19 protein-coding genes and 1 tRNA gene are annotated in these 20,237 nt (G+C 43.1%); 5 read left to right on the forward strand and 15 right to left on the reverse strand.

Annotated features, from left to right (window positions below; all coding sequences use genetic code 11):
* Positions 1-272: 272 nt before the first annotated feature.
* Positions 273-653, reverse strand: coding sequence for a CvfD/Ygs/GSP13 family RNA-binding post-transcriptional regulator (locus tag AB3112_RS01175; RefSeq protein WP_084972750.1), 381 nt, complete (start codon positions 651-653; stop codon positions 273-275).
* 152 nt (positions 654-805) lie between these two features.
* Between AB3112_RS01175 and AB3112_RS01180 the strand changes: the two genes are divergently transcribed.
* Complete coding sequence (locus AB3112_RS01180) at positions 806-1,450, forward strand: VTT domain-containing protein (protein ID WP_057909575.1); 645 nt, start codon at positions 806-808, stop codon at positions 1,448-1,450.
* A gap of 47 nt (positions 1,451-1,497) precedes the next feature.
* Positions 1,498-1,585, forward strand: a tRNA-Ser gene (locus AB3112_RS01185).
* A gap of 136 nt (positions 1,586-1,721) precedes the next feature.
* Here the strand turns inward: AB3112_RS01185 and AB3112_RS01190 are convergent.
* The 4 genes from AB3112_RS01190 to rnz are packed head-to-tail and all read right to left on the reverse strand — an operon-like array spanning position 1,722 to position 5,981.
* Positions 1,722-2,240 carry an adenine phosphoribosyltransferase gene (locus AB3112_RS01190; protein ID WP_171031891.1) on the reverse strand — a complete coding sequence of 173 codons (519 nt, stop codon included), beginning with the start codon at positions 2,238-2,240 and terminating at the stop codon, positions 1,722-1,724.
* 17 nt (positions 2,241-2,257) lie between these two features.
* Positions 2,258-4,588, reverse strand: a complete 2,331-nt coding sequence (gene recJ / locus AB3112_RS01195; RefSeq protein ID WP_084972752.1) for a single-stranded-DNA-specific exonuclease RecJ — start codon at positions 4,586-4,588, stop codon at positions 2,258-2,260.
* Between the two features lie 13 nt (positions 4,589-4,601).
* On the reverse strand, positions 4,602-5,015 hold the full coding sequence (locus AB3112_RS01200; protein ID WP_057909572.1) for a lipopolysaccharide assembly protein LapA domain-containing protein: 414 nt from the start codon (positions 5,013-5,015) through the stop codon (positions 4,602-4,604).
* Between the two features lie 24 nt (positions 5,016-5,039).
* On the reverse strand, positions 5,040-5,981 hold the full coding sequence (gene rnz / locus AB3112_RS01205) for a ribonuclease Z (protein ID WP_179136493.1): 942 nt from the start codon (positions 5,979-5,981) through the stop codon (positions 5,040-5,042).
* Positions 5,982-6,126: 145 nt separating this feature from the next.
* On the opposite strand from rnz, the gene AB3112_RS01210 reads away from it, so the two are divergent.
* Both AB3112_RS01210 and AB3112_RS01215 read left to right on the forward strand, forming a co-directional pair.
* Positions 6,127-6,414, forward strand: a complete 288-nt coding sequence (locus tag AB3112_RS01210; RefSeq protein WP_057909570.1) for a hypothetical protein — start codon at positions 6,127-6,129, stop codon at positions 6,412-6,414.
* Between the two features lie 11 nt (positions 6,415-6,425).
* Positions 6,426-7,169, forward strand: a complete 744-nt coding sequence (locus AB3112_RS01215) for a hypothetical protein (protein WP_084972754.1) — start codon at positions 6,426-6,428, stop codon at positions 7,167-7,169.
* Between the two features lie 53 nt (positions 7,170-7,222).
* Here the strand turns inward: AB3112_RS01215 and AB3112_RS01220 are convergent, their stop codons facing one another.
* From AB3112_RS01220 to AB3112_RS01240, 5 genes are all read right to left on the reverse strand, one after another.
* Positions 7,223-9,160 (reverse strand): acyltransferase family protein, encoded by a 1,938-nt coding sequence (locus AB3112_RS01220; RefSeq protein ID WP_084972755.1) that lies wholly within the window; start codon positions 9,158-9,160, stop codon positions 7,223-7,225.
* 49 nt (positions 9,161-9,209) lie between these two features.
* Positions 9,210-10,514 carry a GTPase ObgE gene (gene obgE, locus AB3112_RS01225; RefSeq protein WP_084972756.1) on the reverse strand — a complete coding sequence of 435 codons (1,305 nt, stop codon included), beginning with the start codon at positions 10,512-10,514 and terminating at the stop codon, positions 9,210-9,212.
* A gap of 120 nt (positions 10,515-10,634) precedes the next feature.
* Positions 10,635-12,467 (reverse strand): excinuclease ABC subunit UvrC, encoded by a 1,833-nt coding sequence (gene uvrC / locus AB3112_RS01230; protein WP_084972757.1) that lies wholly within the window; start codon positions 12,465-12,467, stop codon positions 10,635-10,637.
* A 305-nt stretch (positions 12,468-12,772) separates the two neighbouring features.
* Complete coding sequence (locus tag AB3112_RS01235) at positions 12,773-13,522, reverse strand: amino acid ABC transporter ATP-binding protein (RefSeq protein WP_084972758.1); 750 nt, start codon at positions 13,520-13,522, stop codon at positions 12,773-12,775.
* Complete coding sequence (locus AB3112_RS01240; RefSeq protein WP_367333842.1) at positions 13,512-14,981, reverse strand: ABC transporter substrate-binding protein/permease; 1,470 nt, start codon at positions 14,979-14,981, stop codon at positions 13,512-13,514. The genes AB3112_RS01235 and AB3112_RS01240 overlap by 11 nt, the downstream gene beginning before the upstream one ends.
* A gap of 200 nt (positions 14,982-15,181) precedes the next feature.
* Here AB3112_RS01240 and AB3112_RS01245 point away from each other — a divergent pair, with 200 nt between their 5' ends.
* Positions 15,182-15,346, forward strand: a complete 165-nt coding sequence (locus AB3112_RS01245) for an SPJ_0845 family protein (RefSeq protein WP_167547562.1) — start codon at positions 15,182-15,184, stop codon at positions 15,344-15,346.
* A 204-nt stretch (positions 15,347-15,550) separates the two neighbouring features.
* On the opposite strand, the gene argH is transcribed toward AB3112_RS01245, so the two are convergent.
* The 5 genes from argH to clpX form a co-directional block, all read right to left on the reverse strand.
* Positions 15,551-16,933 (reverse strand): argininosuccinate lyase, encoded by a 1,383-nt coding sequence (gene argH / locus AB3112_RS01250; RefSeq protein WP_057911255.1) that lies wholly within the window; start codon positions 16,931-16,933, stop codon positions 15,551-15,553.
* Entirely contained in the window at positions 16,934-18,229 is a 1,296-nt protein-coding gene (locus tag AB3112_RS01255; protein ID WP_084972761.1) for an argininosuccinate synthase, read from the reverse strand.
* A gap of 267 nt (positions 18,230-18,496) precedes the next feature.
* A complete protein-coding gene (locus tag AB3112_RS01260) occupies positions 18,497-18,808 on the reverse strand; it encodes a nucleoside triphosphate pyrophosphohydrolase family protein (protein WP_057909561.1) in 312 nt (103 codons plus the stop codon).
* Complete coding sequence (yihA, locus tag AB3112_RS01265) at positions 18,805-19,392, reverse strand: ribosome biogenesis GTP-binding protein YihA/YsxC (protein ID WP_057909560.1); 588 nt, start codon at positions 19,390-19,392, stop codon at positions 18,805-18,807. The genes AB3112_RS01260 and yihA overlap by 4 nt, the downstream gene beginning before the upstream one ends.
* 90 nt (positions 19,393-19,482) lie before the next feature.
* Positions 19,483-20,237, reverse strand: a 755-nt coding sequence (gene clpX, locus AB3112_RS01270; protein ID WP_367333843.1) for an ATP-dependent Clp protease ATP-binding subunit ClpX, incomplete at its 5' end; no start/stop codon positions are given.

The following is a 20,237-nucleotide window of genomic DNA, read 5'->3' on the forward strand; positions in this document are numbered from 1 at the left end:
CTTCGCAAATGTTTGGCTCCGATTAAAAATCGAAGCGCCCTGCACATTTGTTTGTCGAAAATTTTGTTCAGTTTTCAAAGGTCTACATGTTGTCGTAAGCGCTTGTTTCTCGCTTTTGACAACTATTTAATATTATCAGATTTTCCATTTTAAATCAAGTTGTTTTTTGCTGAATTTTTAAAATTCGAAGCACATAGAAACTTGTTTGGATATTTGACAACGAAAAATATTTTACCAATTTGTGATACCCAGGTCAAGGACTTTCTTTCAAATCATTCAAAAAAGATTCTCGCATCGCTTAACCACTGCTTTTTGCTCCGCGCAATCGGCTTAAATCCCAAACTAAGCTGATAATTGGTCCAATAATGAATCTTCCTTGGCTTAAATCCCCTGGCGTGGAGAAGGACCGAATAATTAACCGCGGTTGTTCTCGTCGACAAACTGATCTTGCCAGAATACTCATCAATATCAATAATGAGTGCGTTAACCGGCTGACCGACTTTAAATAACCGATAAATATCAGCTACATAGCCCGAATGGCATTCCGATATATGGATCAACCCCTGTTGGTGTTCGCCTATATCGACAAAGACGCCGTAGGGCTGAATTCCGGTTACCACTCCCGAAACCTTCATTCCTACCTTTAGGTTCATCTGATCATCCCTTTTTTAAACTGTTAACAATTGTATCGTGAATACCGTAAATACACAACAAAGCTTATTTTTTGGTAAAGGCCCTAAAAGAACGCGATATTTTGTAAAGAAATTTGGTACAATCAACTATAAATTTTGAAAGGAATGATTTCTTGAGTACCCTTATCGATTTTATACTACACATTGATGACCACTTGATTAACATTGTTAATACCTTTGGAAGCTCAACATACTTAATCCTATTTGCGATCATCTTTATCGAAACCGGAGCGGTTATCTTCCCATTTCTCCCTGGCGACTCGTTATTATTCGCAGCGGCTGCATTATCTGCTAACGCCACCTACGGATTAAACATCGGAATATTTGTCGTCATCTTTCTTGCCGCTTCGATTGGCGGAGATTCACTGAACTTCTTCTTTGGAAACAAGTTTGGCGAAATCATTCCCCGACATCGAGTGCTAGGCAAATTTATAAAAGAAAAGGACCTGGCAAAAGCCCGCGAATTTTTTAACAAATATGGAGCCATGGCAATCTTCTTTGGTCGATTCATCCCAATTATCCGGACCTTAATCCCATTTGTTGCGGCAACGAGTGACTTTCCATACAACCGATTTATTAAATATAATCTATTTGCCTGTTTCAGCTGGGTCGCAATTTGTTGTGGTGCCGGCTACTACTTCGGTAACATTCCGGTTGTTAAGGACAACTTCTCAATGGTGATCATCGGAATTGTCGCAATCTCCTTGCTCCCTGCTGTGATTGGTTACCTTAAGACAAAATTTGCATCTTCCAAGTAAACCTAATTTACATTCAGAATAACAATTGATATAATGAAATCTGTTGTGGTGAGTTGGCAGAGTGGTAATGCACCGGACTCGAAATCCGGCGAACCGGCTAATACCGGCGCGCAGGTTCAAATCCTGTACTCACCTTAATAACAGTAAGGGTTCCATCGACATTTGTCGGTGGAACTTTTTTTATTGTCAACGATGACCACGTCACAGCTGAGCCATTTTGGACAATAAAAAAAGCTCGATCGCGTTGTATAGACGCAAATGAGCTTTAACATTAATATTTCAGCAAAGTAAAGAAATCGTAGTCCTTTACTTTCTCACGACCTTTTAGATCAGACAATTCAATCAAAAATGCGGTCCCAACAACAATTCCGCCCAGCTTTTCAACCAGTCGAATTGTCGCATCAATGGTCCCACCAGTGGCTAAAAGGTCATCCGTGACTAAAACCCTTTGACCGGGTTTAACTGCGTTCGTACGCAAATAGAGAGACGATTTGCCGTATTCCAGTCCGTAACTCTCTTCAATAGTTTCTCCTGGCAGCTTATTTTTCTTCCGAGCTGGTGAAAATCCAACTCCAAGTTTATAGGCAACCGGACAGCCGACGATAAATCCACGGGCTTCAGGGCCAACAATCATTTCGACATTGCGTTCTCTGGCAAAATCAACAATTTTATCGGTGGCAGCACGGTAAACCTCACCGTTTTCAAGCAATGGTGAAATATCTCTAAACAAGATTCCGGGTTCCGGAAAGTCCGGATACGAAGCAATATATTTTGAAAAATCGATTGACATAGTCTTTCTTCCTTTCATCAAACACCCAAACTGTCCTTAACGAATTGAACAAACTCATGCGTATCAGAGACCAGTAACTTTTTCTCAGTGAGCAATTGTTCTTCCCTCAAGTGATAACTGGGTGCCGACTTTAAATCGCGCGCAGCATAATTGGGATTGAGATTAATAATCCGATCCTGAATGGTGATAAAATCCAGTTCCAAGAAAACCTGAACCATAAAAATAATTGTTCGAGCTGATAGGTGCAAGTGTTCTGAAATTTGTTTTAACTGCGTTGCAATATTGATATTTGCATGCTCTTTAATGAACCTAAATAGTTTAGCATAAGAATGTCGATCTGGCATCCCTATTTTTGAGACTAACTGTTTTTTGTACAAATAAAGAATTGTTGTCTGTGGATGAATAACGCCTAAAGCCTTGACCAGATCAGCCGTAGAATCCGGGCAGTCGACAATGTAAACTTTGCCCTGATCAAGTGTTTTAAGCTCATTTTGATCATACATCACCGCTTGAGATTCCGCTGATAAATAGTGCTTTAACTGGTCTCGAACTTTCTCATGGAAAAACACGTACGTTCCAGAATTGGCAAACATCTGCTGATGTAATTGCCTGGTTCGCCGATCCACAACTGGTGGCAATACTTCCCGCATGTCGTCAACCATGAGCTGAACAGTCGTATGATTATTCCAGGTGTTCTCTCCAACCTCACCGACGACTTCAAATTGAGATGCACCCTGCTCCAATTCTGAAGCAAATTCACCCTTACCAAAGGCAATCGCAGTTAAGCGGTTTTGCCCGGCGACCAACGAAAATTTAAGATGGTCTTTAGTCTTGCCCATCGTTTTGATGTCTGAAAGACGGTCGTACTTCAGCTTAAAAATTGGTTTGGGATTATCCTGACCAAACGGTGCTAAAGCTTTCAACTGGTCACATAGGTCCGTAGTGGCCTTTGAAACCGGTAAGACCGCTGAAATTTCCAACTGCGGTTTGACTGACAAATCCAAATGCTGTTGCTTGGCGGCCGCTTCCAGCTGATCCTTTAATACACCAATTTTATCCTGCTTAATCGTTAAACCAACCGCTGAGTGGTGACCACCAAATCCAACCGTCTGGCTGCGAATCGGATCAATTGCTTGAAACAGATCAAAACTGTCAACACTTCGCCCGGAGCCTTTGACCTCATCGCTGCCATCAGCCCCCGTCATTACGAGAGTTGGTCGCTGATACTTATCAACCAGGCGGCTGGCAACAATGCCCAAAACGCCCTGGTGCCAGTTCTGGCCGACAACCACCAGAGTCGACCGATTTTTAATATCACCAGTGGATTCGACCGACGCCACCGCTTCACTATAAAACTGATCCACGAGCGACTTTCGCAAATCGTTTTGCTGATTGGCAAATTTAGCCAATTCGGAAGCTCGATCCTCGTCAAATGTCGATAGCAGTTCAACACCAACTGTCGCATCTTTAATTCGACCGAGTGAGTTTAGCCGTGGGGCAATCCCGAAGCCAATATCCTGTTCGTCGAATTTTGAAAGATCAATCCCAGCTTCCTTAATGAGTGCGATTAGCCCAGGGCGCTGACTATTCTTAATCGCTTGAACGCCAAATTTGACGATGGCCCGGTTCTCATCTCTTAGTGAAACGATATCGGCCACAGTTCCGATCGCGGCTATGTCCAGCAAATCAGATGGAACATCATCCATTAGTGCCTGGGCAACTTTAAAAGCAACGCCGGCACCACATAAATCACCAAACGGATAGGCATTCCCATCAGCGTCTTTTACCCGTGGATGAATAATGGCAAACGCATCCGGTAAAACTTCAGGCAATGAGTGATGATCCGTTACCACAACGTCGCATTTTAACTGATTGGCTGCTGCAATTGCATCCTGCCCAGCCACCCCGTTATCCACGGTCACAATCAACGAAGTGCCCTTATCGATAATCGATTGAAATGCGGCAACATTTGGCCCATAGCCTTCGGAAAATCGGTTGGGAATGTAATAGTCAACATCTGCTCCCAGATCACTCAATGTTTCATACATAATCGTCGTGCTGGTAATACCGTCGGCGTCATAATCACCATAAACGGTGATGTGCTCACCGCTTTCCACGGCTTGTGAAATCCGATCAACACCTTTTTTCATATCATGCATTAAAAAGGGGTCATGAAAAGAGCTGACCGTTGGATTCATAAATGTCTCCGCCTCGTCAGCCGTTTTAACACCCCGTTGAACAAGCATTGTCGCAATAAACGGGTCGATTCCGGCATCTTTTGCCAGTTGATCGACCTGTGTGGTGTCGTTTACTTCATGAAATTGCCAGTCATACTTCGAATTGATCATTAAACACTCTACCTTACTTTTGAGATGATAACTTTTCTGTTAGTTTCGCAATTTCGTCCTCTAAATCACTGATCTGTTGGTCACGCGTTCCGATTTCCTGTTTACCATAAGAATTCTTCAGACGGGTCTCCAGTGATTTTAGATTAATCGTCAGCTGTTTGATTTGGTCCTGTAACTCGTCTTGTTTCTGTTGACTTTCGGAAGCCAATTGCTTGAATTGTCGATTTTTCTTAACATTTTGAGTGGACGAAAACAGGAAAATGATGAGCGCACCGATCAGCAGACAAATTAATATCAAGAGCACTAACGGCATTTTGACGGACGTAAAGCCAAAATTGACTGCCACAGATTCAAAATTCATCAATGCGAACACAGCAATGATAATGACTAAGACGATACTGATAATGGTGCCGACTTGTTTTTTCATTTGTGAATCCCCCCTCACAAATACCTAGTTGTTTTTTTCAAAAGGTATGTCAATCACATCAAAGTCTTTAACGACTTTTGTGTTGTGAAACACCGTCTGAGCCTGCTTTTCAAGCTCATGGGCCATTTTACCGGTGTACCGTGCCGAAATATGATTTAACAGCAATAGTTTAGCACCGGCTTGTTTGGCAATCTGTGCGGCCTGCATATTGGTTGAATGGAAATAATTTCTTGCAAGCTTATTTTCACCCTTGCCGAAGGTACTTTCATGAACTAATGCATCCGCATTTTGAGCTAATTTAAGGGCATTTTCGGTCTTTCGCGTGTCCCCGATGATTGTCACAATTCTTCCGGGTTGAGCCGGCCCAATCATCTGAGTGCCGTCAATGACCCGGCCATCATCCAAAGTGACGGTCTGACCCATTTTAAGCTTGCCGTAAACTGGTCCGGATGGAATGTGCAGCTCAGTCAATTTATCAACCATCAACTCACCTGGATGATCGTGTTCAACGATACGATAGCCAAAGCTTGTGATACGATGTTCCAAAGGAGCGGCGTACACCGTAAATTTACTATCCTCAAAAATCTTACCGTCAGTGCCCTTGGGCAATTCATGAAAATTAATCTGATAGGATAGTCGGCTCTCTGAAATCTTTAAGCTGACGTTGACGTATTCCTTAATTCCTTGGGGCCCGTAAATGTCCAGTGGGGTATTGCCACCCTGAAACGAACGGCTACTTAACAGACCCGGCAAGCCAAAAATGTGGTCGCCGTGAAGATGGCTGATAAATATCTTTTCGATTTTACGAGGACGAATCGTTGATCGTAAAATTTGATGTTGTGTGCCCTCACCAACATCAAATAACCATACCGAGTTAATTTCGTCAAGCAATCTAAGCGCCAAGCTTGAAACGTTTCGAAATTTCCCGGGAGAACCTGCTCCAGTACCTAAAAATTCAATCTGCATTATTATCGTTTCCTTAATTTATAAAATCGAGTTGAAGGAAAATGACATTCGAAATCCATTATTAAAAATCGCGTCACTTCCCTAAAATCACTTTTCAATTGTATCATAATTTCGGTAAAATAATCACTAGGAGGGAGTTTGGAGCATGAATTTGGATGAGTTTTATCGGGCAAGCGGGACACTAAATCCCAAGCTGACAATTTTAATTGCTGCGGGAAAACATTTTTTACCAGTCAATGAATTAACAATTGATAAAGATTCCTTATTGTTGGGCAAAACATCCCAATCACACGGGGAATTTGCTACAATAACACTAGATCAGTTTATGGCTAGAACGCGCCAGCTCCCCATTACAACCGATTTGCGGACTTCAAACAACCACCAGTTGGTTTTTGGGTTTAGAATTGTTAATAAATCAATCGTATTTTACTAGGGGATAGAATTATGAAAATCAAAGGACTTTTACTATTATTCACTGCGCTGCTGGCGGTTGGATTGACTGGCTGTGGCGGCAGCAAAAGTAACCAGGCAAATGAAAAGAAATCGTTAAGTGCTGATATGTCAAACGACAGTTCAAGCTCATCTGCCAGTAGTACCAGTCAGTCACTAAGCAATTATCAATATAAGGTTCCAAAGCAAATCCAAAAAAGTGCCAATTACGTTAAGAATGGCGATTTGAGTAAAAAGCATCAATTTACCTTTGATCGGTTTGGTACCCGCCAACAGCTTGCGGACGTCATCAACCAACCGATCCACATTAAATCCGGTAACGTCAATTATAAAATTAATCAAGTCCGGGTTATCAAAAATACGGCAAAGACACCCGAGGCCAAAGCCGCTGCCAAACAAGTCTTGAATCTGCAAGAAATTCCAGACACCTATTACACGTTTGTCCTCAACTATACGGTGACCAATCATCATGATTTCAAAATTGCCCTTAATGGTGTTGATAACGTCAAAACTAATCAGGGACAAACATTAACAACGCAAAATCAATTAACCGACTCTTCTGCCGGCAACAAGATTGGTGCTGACAGAGCCGTTAGCTTTGCCATGACCGGCTATTTGCATGACTACGCAGCTCATCCAGCAACTAAGTTATCGATCAAATTCGGACCAATTTACAACACCCAACAAGAAAAGGTCGCAAGCGCGCCCAATTCGACTTTGATCGTTCATTTGAACTAATTAGAAAAGAGATTTGACTCATTTGCTCACACGAGCAAGACGAGTCAAATCTCTTATTTTTTTTGGTTGATGTAGTTGTAAATCGACGTTGCAATTAAATGTGTATAGTGCACGTTTCCTCTTGGGTTCGGATGAACATTATCGTTCCAGAACCAATCATTTTGATGATTACTATATGCGTGCCAATCAATAATATGAACATTGGAATGACGCTTGGCAGCTTTACGAATCGTGCGATTAACTTCAGTTTCCCAATTTCTCGTTGGCACGTGGGTTGTTACCCAAAAGACTTGATGATTCTTGCCAATTGATTTGAGAACGGAATTAATTTGCTCAGGCGTCATTGGCGAATTTGTTCCCAGATTGATCAAAACATTTGGCGCCAAGTCCCCCTTACGCTTCAATTGGGTAAGAACATCCCCCGCCTGCCAGATTTGCCGACCAACAGCAGCCGAAACGTAAGCATTGGTGAAGACATTTTGAAGATCATGACTGTTGTCAGCCAAAATAGAGTCACCGATTGCCGTTAACGGCTGCTGGTAAACGGTCAGATACTGACGCTTCGTCAACCCATAATGCTTGGCAATCTTATACTGCTTAACCGTTAGTTTCTTCTTAAGCAGCTTTTTCATTCGTTTGTCATTGGCAGAAAGTTTCTTAGCCTTCTTTTGCTTAGCCAACGCTGCTTTGTTATGCGCATTTGCCGTGCTCTCGTTTTTGGCAATATTTTCCTGCAAGACATTTTTCGGATCTTTAGTCGGCGAAATGGCACTCCCATACATGGAAATCCCAATTAAGAGTAATGCTGGAATTAGCCACAACCGCTTCCAACCGTACTCGGAATCCCGTTGTACAAATTCATAAATCGATCGACCGAGATTCTTGTATCGATAGTGTCGAAGTGGTCGTTCAATATAGCGATACGACAGTTCACTAATGACCATAATCAACGCAATTTCGACTAAAGCATTCATCAACGGATGCGCCGCGATATCTTGAACTTTAATTTCATAAAAAATCATGACCGGGAATTGATATAAATAAATCCCATAGCTTCGCGTTCCCATCCAAGAAAAGACCGGGTTCGTTAGCCACCTGTTCACATCAGCTCCCGGGTGGGCACACGCTGCGATTAAGGTCGTTGATGCAATCGCCATAATAAACATCCCACCCCGATAGGTGAAGGTGTTTTGACCGGATAATTCAAAATACAGGAAAGCCATGACTGCAATTGAGACGATCCCAATGATATTCAACGTCCAACGAGACCGATTCGTGACCTTTTTCTTGAGGTGGGTTGATGGCCAGATAACTGCCAGCATCGCACCAAAGATAATCGAGAACATCCGCGTGTCAGTTCCGTAATAAACCCGATTTAATGTATCTGGGCCGGTGTACAAGAACCCCATCAGCAGGCCTGATAAAATTGCAAACACCAATAAAATGTTTGCGATCGATCGTCGCTTTTTGACAATTAATACCAGCGCGATCAAAAGCAGCGGCCATATCAAATAATACTGGCCTTCAATTGAAAGCGACCATAGATGTGTAAACGGTGATTCGCCGTTAAAACGATCAAAATAACTTTGTCCGTGGGCAATCTCCCACCAGTTATAGACATACAACATATTGGTCGTAATAATCGAACGGAGATTTGTTAATAGTGAGCGCTGAAATAACGTTATGTACGTGCCGGTTCCCACCAGCATGAACACGAGAGCAGGGTAAAGTCTTTTGAGTCTTCGAGCGTAGAACCCCCAGAAATCAATCCGGCCGTTTTGCTCCCATTCCTGCAACAAAAGATCCGTAATCAGATATCCCGAGACGGCAAAAAAAGTTGGCACCCCGAGATAACCACCTTGCAGCTTGTAAGGCAACAAATGATAGATAATGACACCGACGACTGCAAGTGCCCGAATTCCATCAAAACCGGATATATATCGACTGTTTTTCAGGCGTTTTCCTAGTTTGTTTGTTTGAACTTGTTGCATTGAAATATTCCCTACCCTATATGTGTATTATGTTCCCCAATATTGTTGATTACTCAACATACGTGAATGAGAAATCAAGGATTGAAACCGTATCCCCATCCTTGGCGCCCGCTTTGCGAAGCGCGTCGTCAATTCCCATTCCGTGCATTTGTCTTGCGAATCGGAGCATGCTTTGATCATGCTCCGTGTCGGTCATCTTAAACAACCGCTCAATTTTATCACCGGAAATAACCCATGATTCATATTCCTTATCATAACTGATCTTGAAATCACTCGTGTCAGCTGGCTCGTAATCGTATGATTTGGTTGTGTCTTCCGGCTCTTCCATATCTGCCAGGCTGGTTGTATCCAGTAAATCGGCCGTCTTTCGAATCAAATCAGTCAGCCCGGTATGGGTAACTGAAGAAATTGGAAAAATTTCAGGAACGGCGTGGTCGGTTTGACCCTGCCCCGCTAACTTTTGCTTAAAATCGGCCAAGTTGGCTTCCGAATCAGGCAAATCCATTTTAGTTGCAACGATGATTTGTGGTCGGTTTAAAATCCGTTCATCATACTGACTCAATTCTTTATTAATCGCCAAATAATCTTCAAACGGATCACGGCCCTCAACACCCGACATGTCAACCAGGTGAAGAATAACTCGGGTACGTTCAACGTGACGGAGGAATTGGAATCCCAATCCAACGCCATTTGACGCACCTTCAACCAATCCAGGCAAATCGGCCACAGCAAAATCACGGCCGTCATCTAATCGGACCATCCCCAAGTTAGGAACCAGGGTGGTGAAATGGTATCCTGCAATTTTCGGCTTGGCACTGGTAATAACGGACAGTAAAGTTGATTTCCCGGCTGATGGAAAACCAACCAATCCAACATCTGCAAGAACTTTGAGTTCCAAACTCAGCGAGATTTCCTGTCCGGGCTCACCGTTTTCAGCAATTTCTGGCGCCGGGTTGGTAGGACTGGCAAAATGAATATTTCCCCGTCCCCCACGACCGGCTTTGGCCACAACCAATTCCTGATCAGGCTTGGTTAGATCACCAATGACTTGACCCGTCTCTGTGTTGGTCACAGTTGTTCCCTCTGGAACTGGAATCACCAAGTCTTCGGCACTGCGGCCCGTCATTGATTTGTTCGCACCGTTACCGCCATTCTTGGCTTTAAACTTTCGATGATAACGAAAGTCCATTAAGGTATTCATGCCTGAGTCCACCTTAAAAATCACGTTCCCGCCACGGCCACCATCGCCGCCGGCAGGACCGCCGTTTGGAACATACTTTTCTCGCCGGAAGGCAACCATCCCGTTACCACCATTTCCAGCTTTTACATCAATTTTAACTTGATCAACAAACATCTTATCACCATTTCAAATTATTCCTAAGTCGTTAGTTACGTGTCCAGTACTCTAGCAGTATACCGAGTTTCTGACACTAGGTCAAAATAATCTGATCATCCCAGTGTCTCCCACAGATAATCAGTGCGTCAGCTTCTTATCCTGATAATTTGTGACTTTACGTTCTTCATCAATTTTACTTAATGAGAATTTGATCGTCTGGGCAACCGTTTCCGGAACTCCCAGCTTGCGAATATCCTCAACCGACGCATTGGAAATTTTCTTCAAAGAACCAAATTTACGCAGCAATTTATTTCGTGTCTTCGGACCGACCCCCGTAATGGAATCCAATCTCGAACTCAATGAGTTTTTAGTGTGCACCTTGTGGTGATAAGTGATGGCGAATCGATGGACCTCGTCTTGAATCCGCTGAAGCAAATAAAATCCCTGACTCTTCGGATCCAATTGCAGCGGCGTATCGTTATCGCCATAAAGCAAATCAGCGGTTTGGTGATGGGTATTTTTGACCATTCCACCGACTGGAATGTCCAATCCCAATTCATTGACCAAAACATCCTTGACCGCATTCATTTGAATAACGCCGCCGTCCATTAAAATTAAATCCGGCATCTCGGCGTGTTCCTTCAACAAGCGGGTATAACGTCGTCGAATAACTTCCTTAGTGCTGGCGGCTTCATCGGCATGATCGACCGTCTTTAATTTATACTTTCGATACAAATTTTTGTTTGGTTGGCCGTCCACGAATACGACCATCGCAGAAACCAAGTCCGCACCCTGAATATGGGAATGGTCAAAAGCTTCAATCTTGTGTCCGGGTGCAATCCCCATAGCATCGGTCAATTCTTTCATCGCCCCGGTCGTCTTGCTCTCATCAAGCTCTAACAGCCTGAATTTTTCTTCCAAGACCACTTGGGCATTCTTACCCGCCATCTCCAATAGATCGCGCTTCTGGCCTCTCTGAGGGGTTCTAACGGGGACATCCTCGACCACATGACTAATCACATCGGTCGGCAGTGATTTCGGCACCAAAATTTCTTTAGGAAGAATTTGATTTTTTTGTTTATAAAATTGGGAAATGAAACTCACCATTTCCTCTTCGGGATCATCAATGATTGGAAACAGCCGCTTCTCACGTTTCATCAATCGCGATTGGCGAATGAAGAATACTTGAATCGACAACCAGCCTTTATCCATGTAGTAATTAAAAATATCCCGCGGTGTATTATCGTTAGAAATAATTTTCTGCTTCTCAACGGTAATCTCAATGTACTTAATTAAATCGCGAATTTCTGCAGCCCGTTCATATTCCATATTAGCGGCGGCCTTTTCCATTCGTGCCGTCAACATCTGTTTGGCGTGGGCAACGTTGCCGTTTAAAAACGACTTAATCCGTTTAATTTGCTTGGCATAAGTCTCTTCAGGGACGACCTTAAAGCAGGCCCCCAGACACTGCCCCATGTGATAGTAGAGGCAGGGCCGGTTCTGAAATCCATTGCAGCGCCGAAGCGGATAAACTTTTTGTAAAAAGTTAACCGTCTCGTCCGCCGCATAAACGTTTGGATAAGGGCCGAAATAAAAACCGCCATCCTTGACTAACGTGTTGACGATTTTAATTTGGGGGTCACGTTCATTGGTAATCTTAATGTATGGATAACCGCCGTTTCCCTGCTTCAACTTGATATTAAAGTATGGCCGATGCTTTTGAATTAAGGTAATCTCAAGCAGGAAAGCTTCCTTATCACTTGAAACGACGATATATTCAAAGTCGGCAATTTCAGAAACCAGACGGGCAGTTTTGCCATCATGGCTACTTTTAAAGTAGGATCGAACCCGATTCTTCAGGTTCTTGGCTTTCCCAACATAAATAATCTTGCCATTGATGTTTTTCATCAAATAACAACCAGGCATATCAGGCAGTAACGCCAGCTTATGTTCAATATAGTCGCTTGCCAAAAAGCTCCCTCCTTTGAGATATTCATTTAAAAAGTATACATCGAATATATGTTTGCTTCAAGGATATACAACGCTTGCCGGTATTTTTGTTGTATGGGGCAAGATATCATCATAATGGTATTTTAAATCCTTAGTACAATGGTTTTCTGGTAATGAAACCAGCGCATTACGACAAAAATAACCGTCAACGACCAGATATCAAATCGTTGACGGTTATTTGCTTGTTTAAATCCCCACGACACTTGATTGTCAGGGAATCTCTCATGTTTCTAACACTTCAGTAGTCGGTTGTGACTGCATCCCGACTATACATTTTGAATAATCTTTCCGATAAAGTCCTTTGCCCGATCATTTTGTGGGTGATCAAACAATTCAGTCGGCTTATTTCGTTCCAGAATATAGCCATCGGCCATGAACCAAACTTCGTCCGCAACTTCTTTTGCAAAGCCCATTTCATGAGTTACGACAACCATGGTCATCCCCTCTTTGGCCAGTTCATTCATAACTTCGAGCACTTCGCCGACCATTTCCGGATCCAACGCACTGGTTGGTTCATCAAACAGCATCACTTCCGGGTTCATCGCCAAAGCCCTGGCAATGGCAACCCGTTGCTGCTGGCCACCTGACAAGCTGCTGGGATAAACGTTGGCCTTTTCCTTGAGGCCCACCCGGTCTAACAGATGCATGGCAACTTTATCTGCTTCGGCGTCACTCATATGTTTGACTCGGATTGGGGCCAACTTAAGATTGTCAATGACCGTCATATTGGGAAACAGGTTAAAGCTTTGAAAAACCATTCCCATCCGCTCACGTAGGTTAATTAACTGTTTTTCGTCAACGTGCGTCAGATCGGTTCCGTCAAACTTAACTTCACCTGCTGTCGGCTTTTCCAATAAATTCAAGCAGCGTAAGAAGGTACTTTTCCCGGCACCGGATGGCCCAATGACACAGATCACTTCACCAGATTTTACGGTGCCATTAATGTCTTTTAAGATTTCATTGTCACCAAACTTTTTATTAAGATGGTTCACTTCAATTACTTTTTTATCCTGCATGTTTCATCTTCCCTTCATAGTGATTCAAAACCCGGGTTAACGCGAAGGTCATGACGAAGTAGAGAACCATTGCCACGAAGATCGGCATGACCCCACGATACGTGTCGGCCCGGACGATATTGAGCTGGTAAATCAAATCCGTAACCCCGATGATCGAGACAATCGAACTTTCCTTAATCAACGAGATAAATTCATTTCCCAGCGCCGGCCAAATATTCTTGAAGGCTTGCGGCAAAATCACAAATCTCATTAGATCACGTTTGGATAACCCAAGGCTGGCAGCGGCTTCCGTCTGCCCCTTGGCAACTGAATTAATACCGCCACGGATAATTTCGGCAACGTAGGCACCACTATTCAGTGACACGGCGATCATCCCTGAAATCAATGCCGGGATGTTAATGACCACCCCGATTCCGAAGTAAACGAACAATACCTGAACCATCAAAGGCGTTCCTCGAATAAATTCGGTATAACTGATTGCCAACCCACGAAGCCACTTTTGCTTGGAAAAACGCATCAACGCCAGGATCACCCCAATCAATACACCGAAGAATGTCGACACAATCGAAATTAAGATTGTGTATTCGACCCCTTTTGCGAAGTACTTCCAGTAATGAAACATTGAGGTGTTGACCGTGTTGACCTTCATGTACTTACCGGCACTTGCCAGATACTTATCAGTCAACTTCTGTTTTTGAATCTGATCGATACTCTTGTTAACAGCAGCAACCAGGCTTCCTGAACCCTTTTTAAAGGCAATTGCGGCGCCAACCTCGTTTTTGTTGAGGTGGTAGCCTGATGGAATCATCTTTAGGCTCGGATCATTTTTAACGTAGGCTTCAGCACTCGGCTTCTCAATTCCCAAAGCATCAATCTTATGGGTTTTCAGTGCCAACACCAGATCCGTCGACTTGTCCATCCCTTTAACGGTAGCATTAGGAATTTTCTTCTGGGCTAATCCATACTGGAGGGTTCCCGTTTGAGCCCCAATCTTGGCCCCTCTTAAATTCTTGACGCTCTTGTATTTATTAACATCACTTGAGTTAATTAAAAAGCTTTGGCCACCGGAATAATAGATCTTTGAAAAATCAACGCTTTGGCGACGCTCAGCCGTTGGGTTAATCCCGCCAATGGCCATGTCAGCTTTTCCGGTTTGGATTGCCACCAGCAGTGAATCAAAGTTCATACTCTTAATCACCAGCTTGACGTGGAGGTCTTTGGCGACCTTTTTAGCGACGTCAATATCCATGCCGACAATTTGATCCTTGCCGTTTTTATTCACTTGAAATTCGTAAGGTGGATAATCCGGACTGGTAACCATAATCAATTCGCCACGTTGTTTAACCCGCTGGAGCGATGTATCAGCAGCCGATGCCTGGTTGGCAAAGACTGATGCAAAGGTAAATACTGCAATGAACATCAATGTTATCTGAATGATTGCTTTAAGACTCTTCTTCATCAAGTTTCCCTCTTCCAAATTTATAATAACCAATACATTACACCAAAAATATAATTTATGCAATAAAAATCTGTAATAAGTCGTAATTATACATTATTCATTCATTTATACAAGTCATTGAACAATCTAGCCAATAAGTGTGACTTTTAACATCAGATTTGCTATAGTTATGACGTAAAAGGGTAAGGAGATGAATCTGAATGGCATTAAAGGTCAATCGCCAAAACGATATGGATGCGATGTTCGGTAAGTTTGCTGAAATGGATCCAGAAGATAAAAAACGTGACAAGTTCTTGAAACATGATAAAAAAGACAAAGATAAAAAACGCCAGAATGAAAAACGGCCAACCAAAAAATGGTTTTAGTCAGACTGTGATTAGCCAAGAGGATACCGGTGAGTGAACTTTACTCATCGGTATCCCTTTTTTATGTCGATCAGTTTGAACGCAAAAAAGAAAAATACCACGATAATCCCAGATTCTGTTCTGGAATAGTCGCGGTATTATTTTTGAGGATCAAGTTGTTTAATGTCCCACTATTTGAATTAATTTTTTAGAAAATAAGCCTTGTTACTCACCAAGTTCTTGCTTGGCATTTTTAATCTGCAGTCTCACCTGATCAAATCCAGTTCCACCCAGTGAGTGACGTCGTTCCACTGCAACCTCTGATTTAAGGTCGTGGTAGACGTCTTCTTCAATTTTAGGAGAAGCAGCCTGGAGATCTGCCAAAGACATGTCCTGGAGGTTCTGGTGGGTTTCTAGGCCCTTTAGAACCAACTGGCCAACAATCCCATGAGCTTCTCGGAATGGAATTCCCTTGGTTGCCAAATAATCAGCCAATTCGGTGGCGTTTGAAAAATCATTTTCGGTGGCCGCCTTCATTCGCTCGACATTTGGTTTGGCTGTTTTGAGCATGCCGTTGAATACTTTCAAAGCAGGCAGCAACGTCTTAACCGTGTCAAAAGTCCCCTCCTTGTCTTCTTGGAGGTCCTTATTATAGGCCAAAGGTAACGACTTCATTGTCGACAATAGGCCAATCAGGTGGCCATACACCCGTCCGGATTTTCCACGAATCAATTCAGCCATGTCGGGGTTCTTCTTTTGCGGCATAATTGAACTGCCCGTCGTGTAGGCGTCACTTAATTCCAGGTACTTAAATTCGTGACTTACCCACATACTGATTTCTTCACAAAATCTGGATAAGTGCATCATCAAAATTGAACTGTTGCTCAAAAACTCCAGGGCAAAATCACGATCGGAAACCGCGTCCAGTGAGTTGGGATACACTTGGGCAAAGCCAAGTTCCTTTGCGGTGTATTCCCGATCAATTGGAAACGTTGTCCCTGCCAAAGCGGCGGCACCCAGCGGCAACATGTCCGTATGCTGCATATTAAAGACAAACCGTTCTTTGTCCCGCTTCAGCATTTGGTAGTAGGCCATCAGGTAATGACCGTAAGAAATCGGCTGGGCGTGCTGCAAATGTGTATAGCCCGGCATAATCGTTTCGACGTTTTTTTCGGCCATCTCGACCAGCGTTTTCTGCAAAGTCGTGATTTCATCAATGACTTTTGGCAGACGGTTTTTCAAATACAAATGAAAGTCAGTGGCGACCTGGTCATTTCGTGATCTGGCGGTATGCAGCTTCCCGGCAACCGGTCCGATTCGTTCGGTCAAAAGTGCTTCGATGTTCATGTGGATATCTTCATTTTCAACCGTAAATTCAAGCTTTCCGGCGTGTAAATCCTCACGAAGCCCAACGAGTCCGGCAACAATTTGATTCACATCGTCCATCTTCAAAATTTTGGTGTGACCCAGCATCTTGACATGGGCAAGTGAACCCTCAATATCTTCGTCGGCCATCAGTTGGTCAAACGAAATTGAAGCCCCAAATTGATCTACCCATTCTGATGCCTGCTGCTGAAAACGACCGCCCCATAATTTCTTTGTACTCATTTATTTTTTAGCTCCCATATGTGTGGAATTTTTTTCCTGAACGGTTACCTTATCCTTCAATTGGGATTTGGTAACGGCTTTAACAAATTGAGAATTCTTATTTTTAAGGGCCACTTGTTGATAGACTTGAGTTGGAAGTCCCCACAATTTGATGAACCCTTTGGCTGCTTCCTGGTCAAATGAATCTGAGGAAGTGTAAGTTGCCAAATCTTTGTCATAAAGAGACGAATCTGATTTACGACCCAGTACCATGACGTTGCCCTTGAACAACTGCAACTTAATCACACCGTTGACAACTTCCTGGGACTTGTCGATAAATGCCTGAATGGCATCCATCAGAGGCGAGAACCAAAGGGCGTTATAGACCATCTCACTCAATTGTTTTTCAACAGTTGGTTTGAAGTGGGCAAGGTCTCGTTCAAAGGTTAGGTCTTCAAGTTCCTTGTGCGCTTTCAACAAAACAGTTGCCGCTGGAGCTTCGTAGACTTCACGAGACTTAATTCCAACCAAACGGTTTTCAATGTGATCAATTCGGCCGACCCCATTTTCACCGGCAATTTCATTTAGTTCTTGGATGATTTCTGAAAACTTCATCTTCTGGGCATTCAGCTCAGTTGGAATCCCCTTTTTAAAAGTGATTTCAACTTCGGTTGGCGTGTCTGGTGTGTTCTCAATTGGATTGGTAATTGCAAATGCATCTTCGGGTGCGCTTTGCCATGGGTCTTCCAAAATACCGGCTTCGTTGGCACGGCCCCAAATATTGGCATCAATTGAGTAAGGTGAGTCCAAATCAATTGGAATTGGAATATTGTGGTCCTTGGCATATTCAATTTCCTGCTCACGTGACCAGTGCCAGTCACGAACTGGACTGAGGACTTCCAATTGTGGATCCAAGCCATGAATGGCAACTTCGAAACGAACCTGATCGTTTCCTTTACCAGTACAGCCGTGGGCAACCGCAACGGCGTGCTCTTGATGGGCAACTTGAACCAGCGTCTTGGAAATGAGCGGACGTGATAAAGCGGAAATGAGTGGGTACGAGCCTTCATACATGGCGTTGGCCTTCAAAGCGACAGCCGCATAGTTGTCGGCAAATTCGTCCAAAGCATCAATCACATATGCTTTCACGGCGCCGACATTTAAAGCCTTTTGTTTAATGAAATCAAGGTCCTTGCCTTCACCAACATTAATACAGCAAGCCACAACGTCATAACCCTTGTCATTTAACCAGGCAATTGCAACTGAGGTGTCCAAGCCACCGGAATACGCTAAAATTACTTTATTGTTTTCTGACATATATATTCCCTCTTATTTTCTAAAAAATTCAATGTATAGAGATTAACACCTATATTCATAAAATGCAACTGTTTTTGCGTTTTATTCATTATTAATCGAATTATTATTCTGATTATGCAGAATTTGGCCAAATACCCGGAAATATGCAGAAAAGAGCGTCGGCCAAATAGCGGTTCGACTGAGGAATAATTGAAACAAAAAAAGGCGGAACAAAACATTTCGTCTTGTCCCGTCCGCTTGTAAATTGGCCTTAATCTATTTTGTGCATCATAAATTAACTTGGTTGACCCCACCGGATTGGCTTGGGTAACGCTTCTCCAATCGTGCAATATTTTTAGTGGCGACTTCGTCAAAGGGAATGTCGGCCCACTCGGAAATTTGCGATAAATACCATAAAACATCGCCCATCTCTTTTACCAGTTGATCATGGTCAAGTTTTTGACTTTGGAAGGTGTACTTACGAATTAAGTCCGCAACTTCGCCGGATTCACCGGTCAGTCCCAAGGCACAATTTGTCAGGACTTGTTCATTCCCCATTAGTGTACGGTTAGCTGCTTTTTGGTACTCATCAAAATTCATCGTTTCATTCTCCCCTCAATCCAACGCCAAACATCGTTCTTACCTGTTTTGGTTAGCGCGGAAAATAGAATTAACGGTTCATTGGAATCAAGTTGTAAGGTCTTCTTGATTAATGATTCCTGCTTGTTCCATTTGCCGCCGGAAATTTTGTCCATTTTGGTTGCAACAGTTAAGATCGGAATATTGTAATACTTCAGCCAATTGTGCATCGACACATCATCATCCGTTGGCGCATGGCGACCGTCAACGAGCGCAATCACGCCTCTCAACTGCTCACGTTTAGTCAAATAGGTTTCAATCATTCTCCCCCATTTTTCTCGACTGGCTTTAGAAGCTTTGGCGTAGCCGTACCCTGGGACATCCACAAAGTACAGCTTGTCTTCAATATTGTAAAAATTTAGGGTTTGGGTTTTCCCCGGTTGACTTGATGTTCGCGCAAATTTATTTCTGTTGATTAAAACATTGGTTAGTGAAGATTTGCCAACATTTGACCGACCAACCAACGCTATTTCTGGAAATTGAGTATTTGGATATTGTTTTTCTGCGACAGCACTGATCGTAAGGTCGACGTTATGAACCTCCATGAAACCACTCCTTAAGTGAATAAAAAATATTGAAATAAAAAAAGAAATCTGACAGTAAGCTATCTAAAGTTTACATCAGATTTCTACGAATTACGATGCTTGATTTAAGATTAGTTCCGGTTCCTTATGGTCGGTTACCGTTTCTGGCGTAATGATGACCTTTGAAACATCATTTCGGCTTGGCAAGTCAAACATAATGTCTCGCATAACGCCTTCAATGATTGAACGCAATCCACGAGCACCCGTATCACGGGCGATTGCCAACTGCGCCATTTTTTCCAGGGCACCAGGGGCAAATTCAAGTTCAGCACCATCAAGCTCAATCAACTTTTTATATTGTTTAACCAAGGCATTCTTAGGCTCAGTCAAAATTCGAACCAAGTCGCTTTCATCAAGCTTATCCAAAGCAGTCAGAATTGGCAGACGACCGATGAATTCTGGAATCAGGCCAAACTTCAGTAAGTCTTCTGGAATAACTGCCTGCATGATGTTCTTAGGATCCACTTCAGCAGCTTCGTCTGAATTGGTCCCAAAACCGATTGTCTTGTCGCCAAGACGGCTCTTAACAATCCCTTCGATTCCATCAAAAGCACCCCCAACAATGAACAAAATGTTGGTTGTATCAATTTGAATAAATTCTTGTTGTGGATGCTTTCGTCCACCCTGAGGCGGAACGTTAGCAATCGTGCCTTCAAGAATCTTCAGAAGCGCTTGTTGAACCCCTTCACCAGAGACGTCACGCGTAATCGAAACGTTTTCGGACTTCTTGGCAATTTTATCGATTTCGTCGATGTAAATAATCCCATGCTCAGCACGCTCAACATCGTAGTCGGCATTTTGCAACA

The sequence above is a fragment of the Lentilactobacillus sp. genome (assembly GCF_040773105.1).
GTDB lineage: Bacteria > Bacillota > Bacilli > Lactobacillales > Lactobacillaceae > Lentilactobacillus > Lentilactobacillus parabuchneri.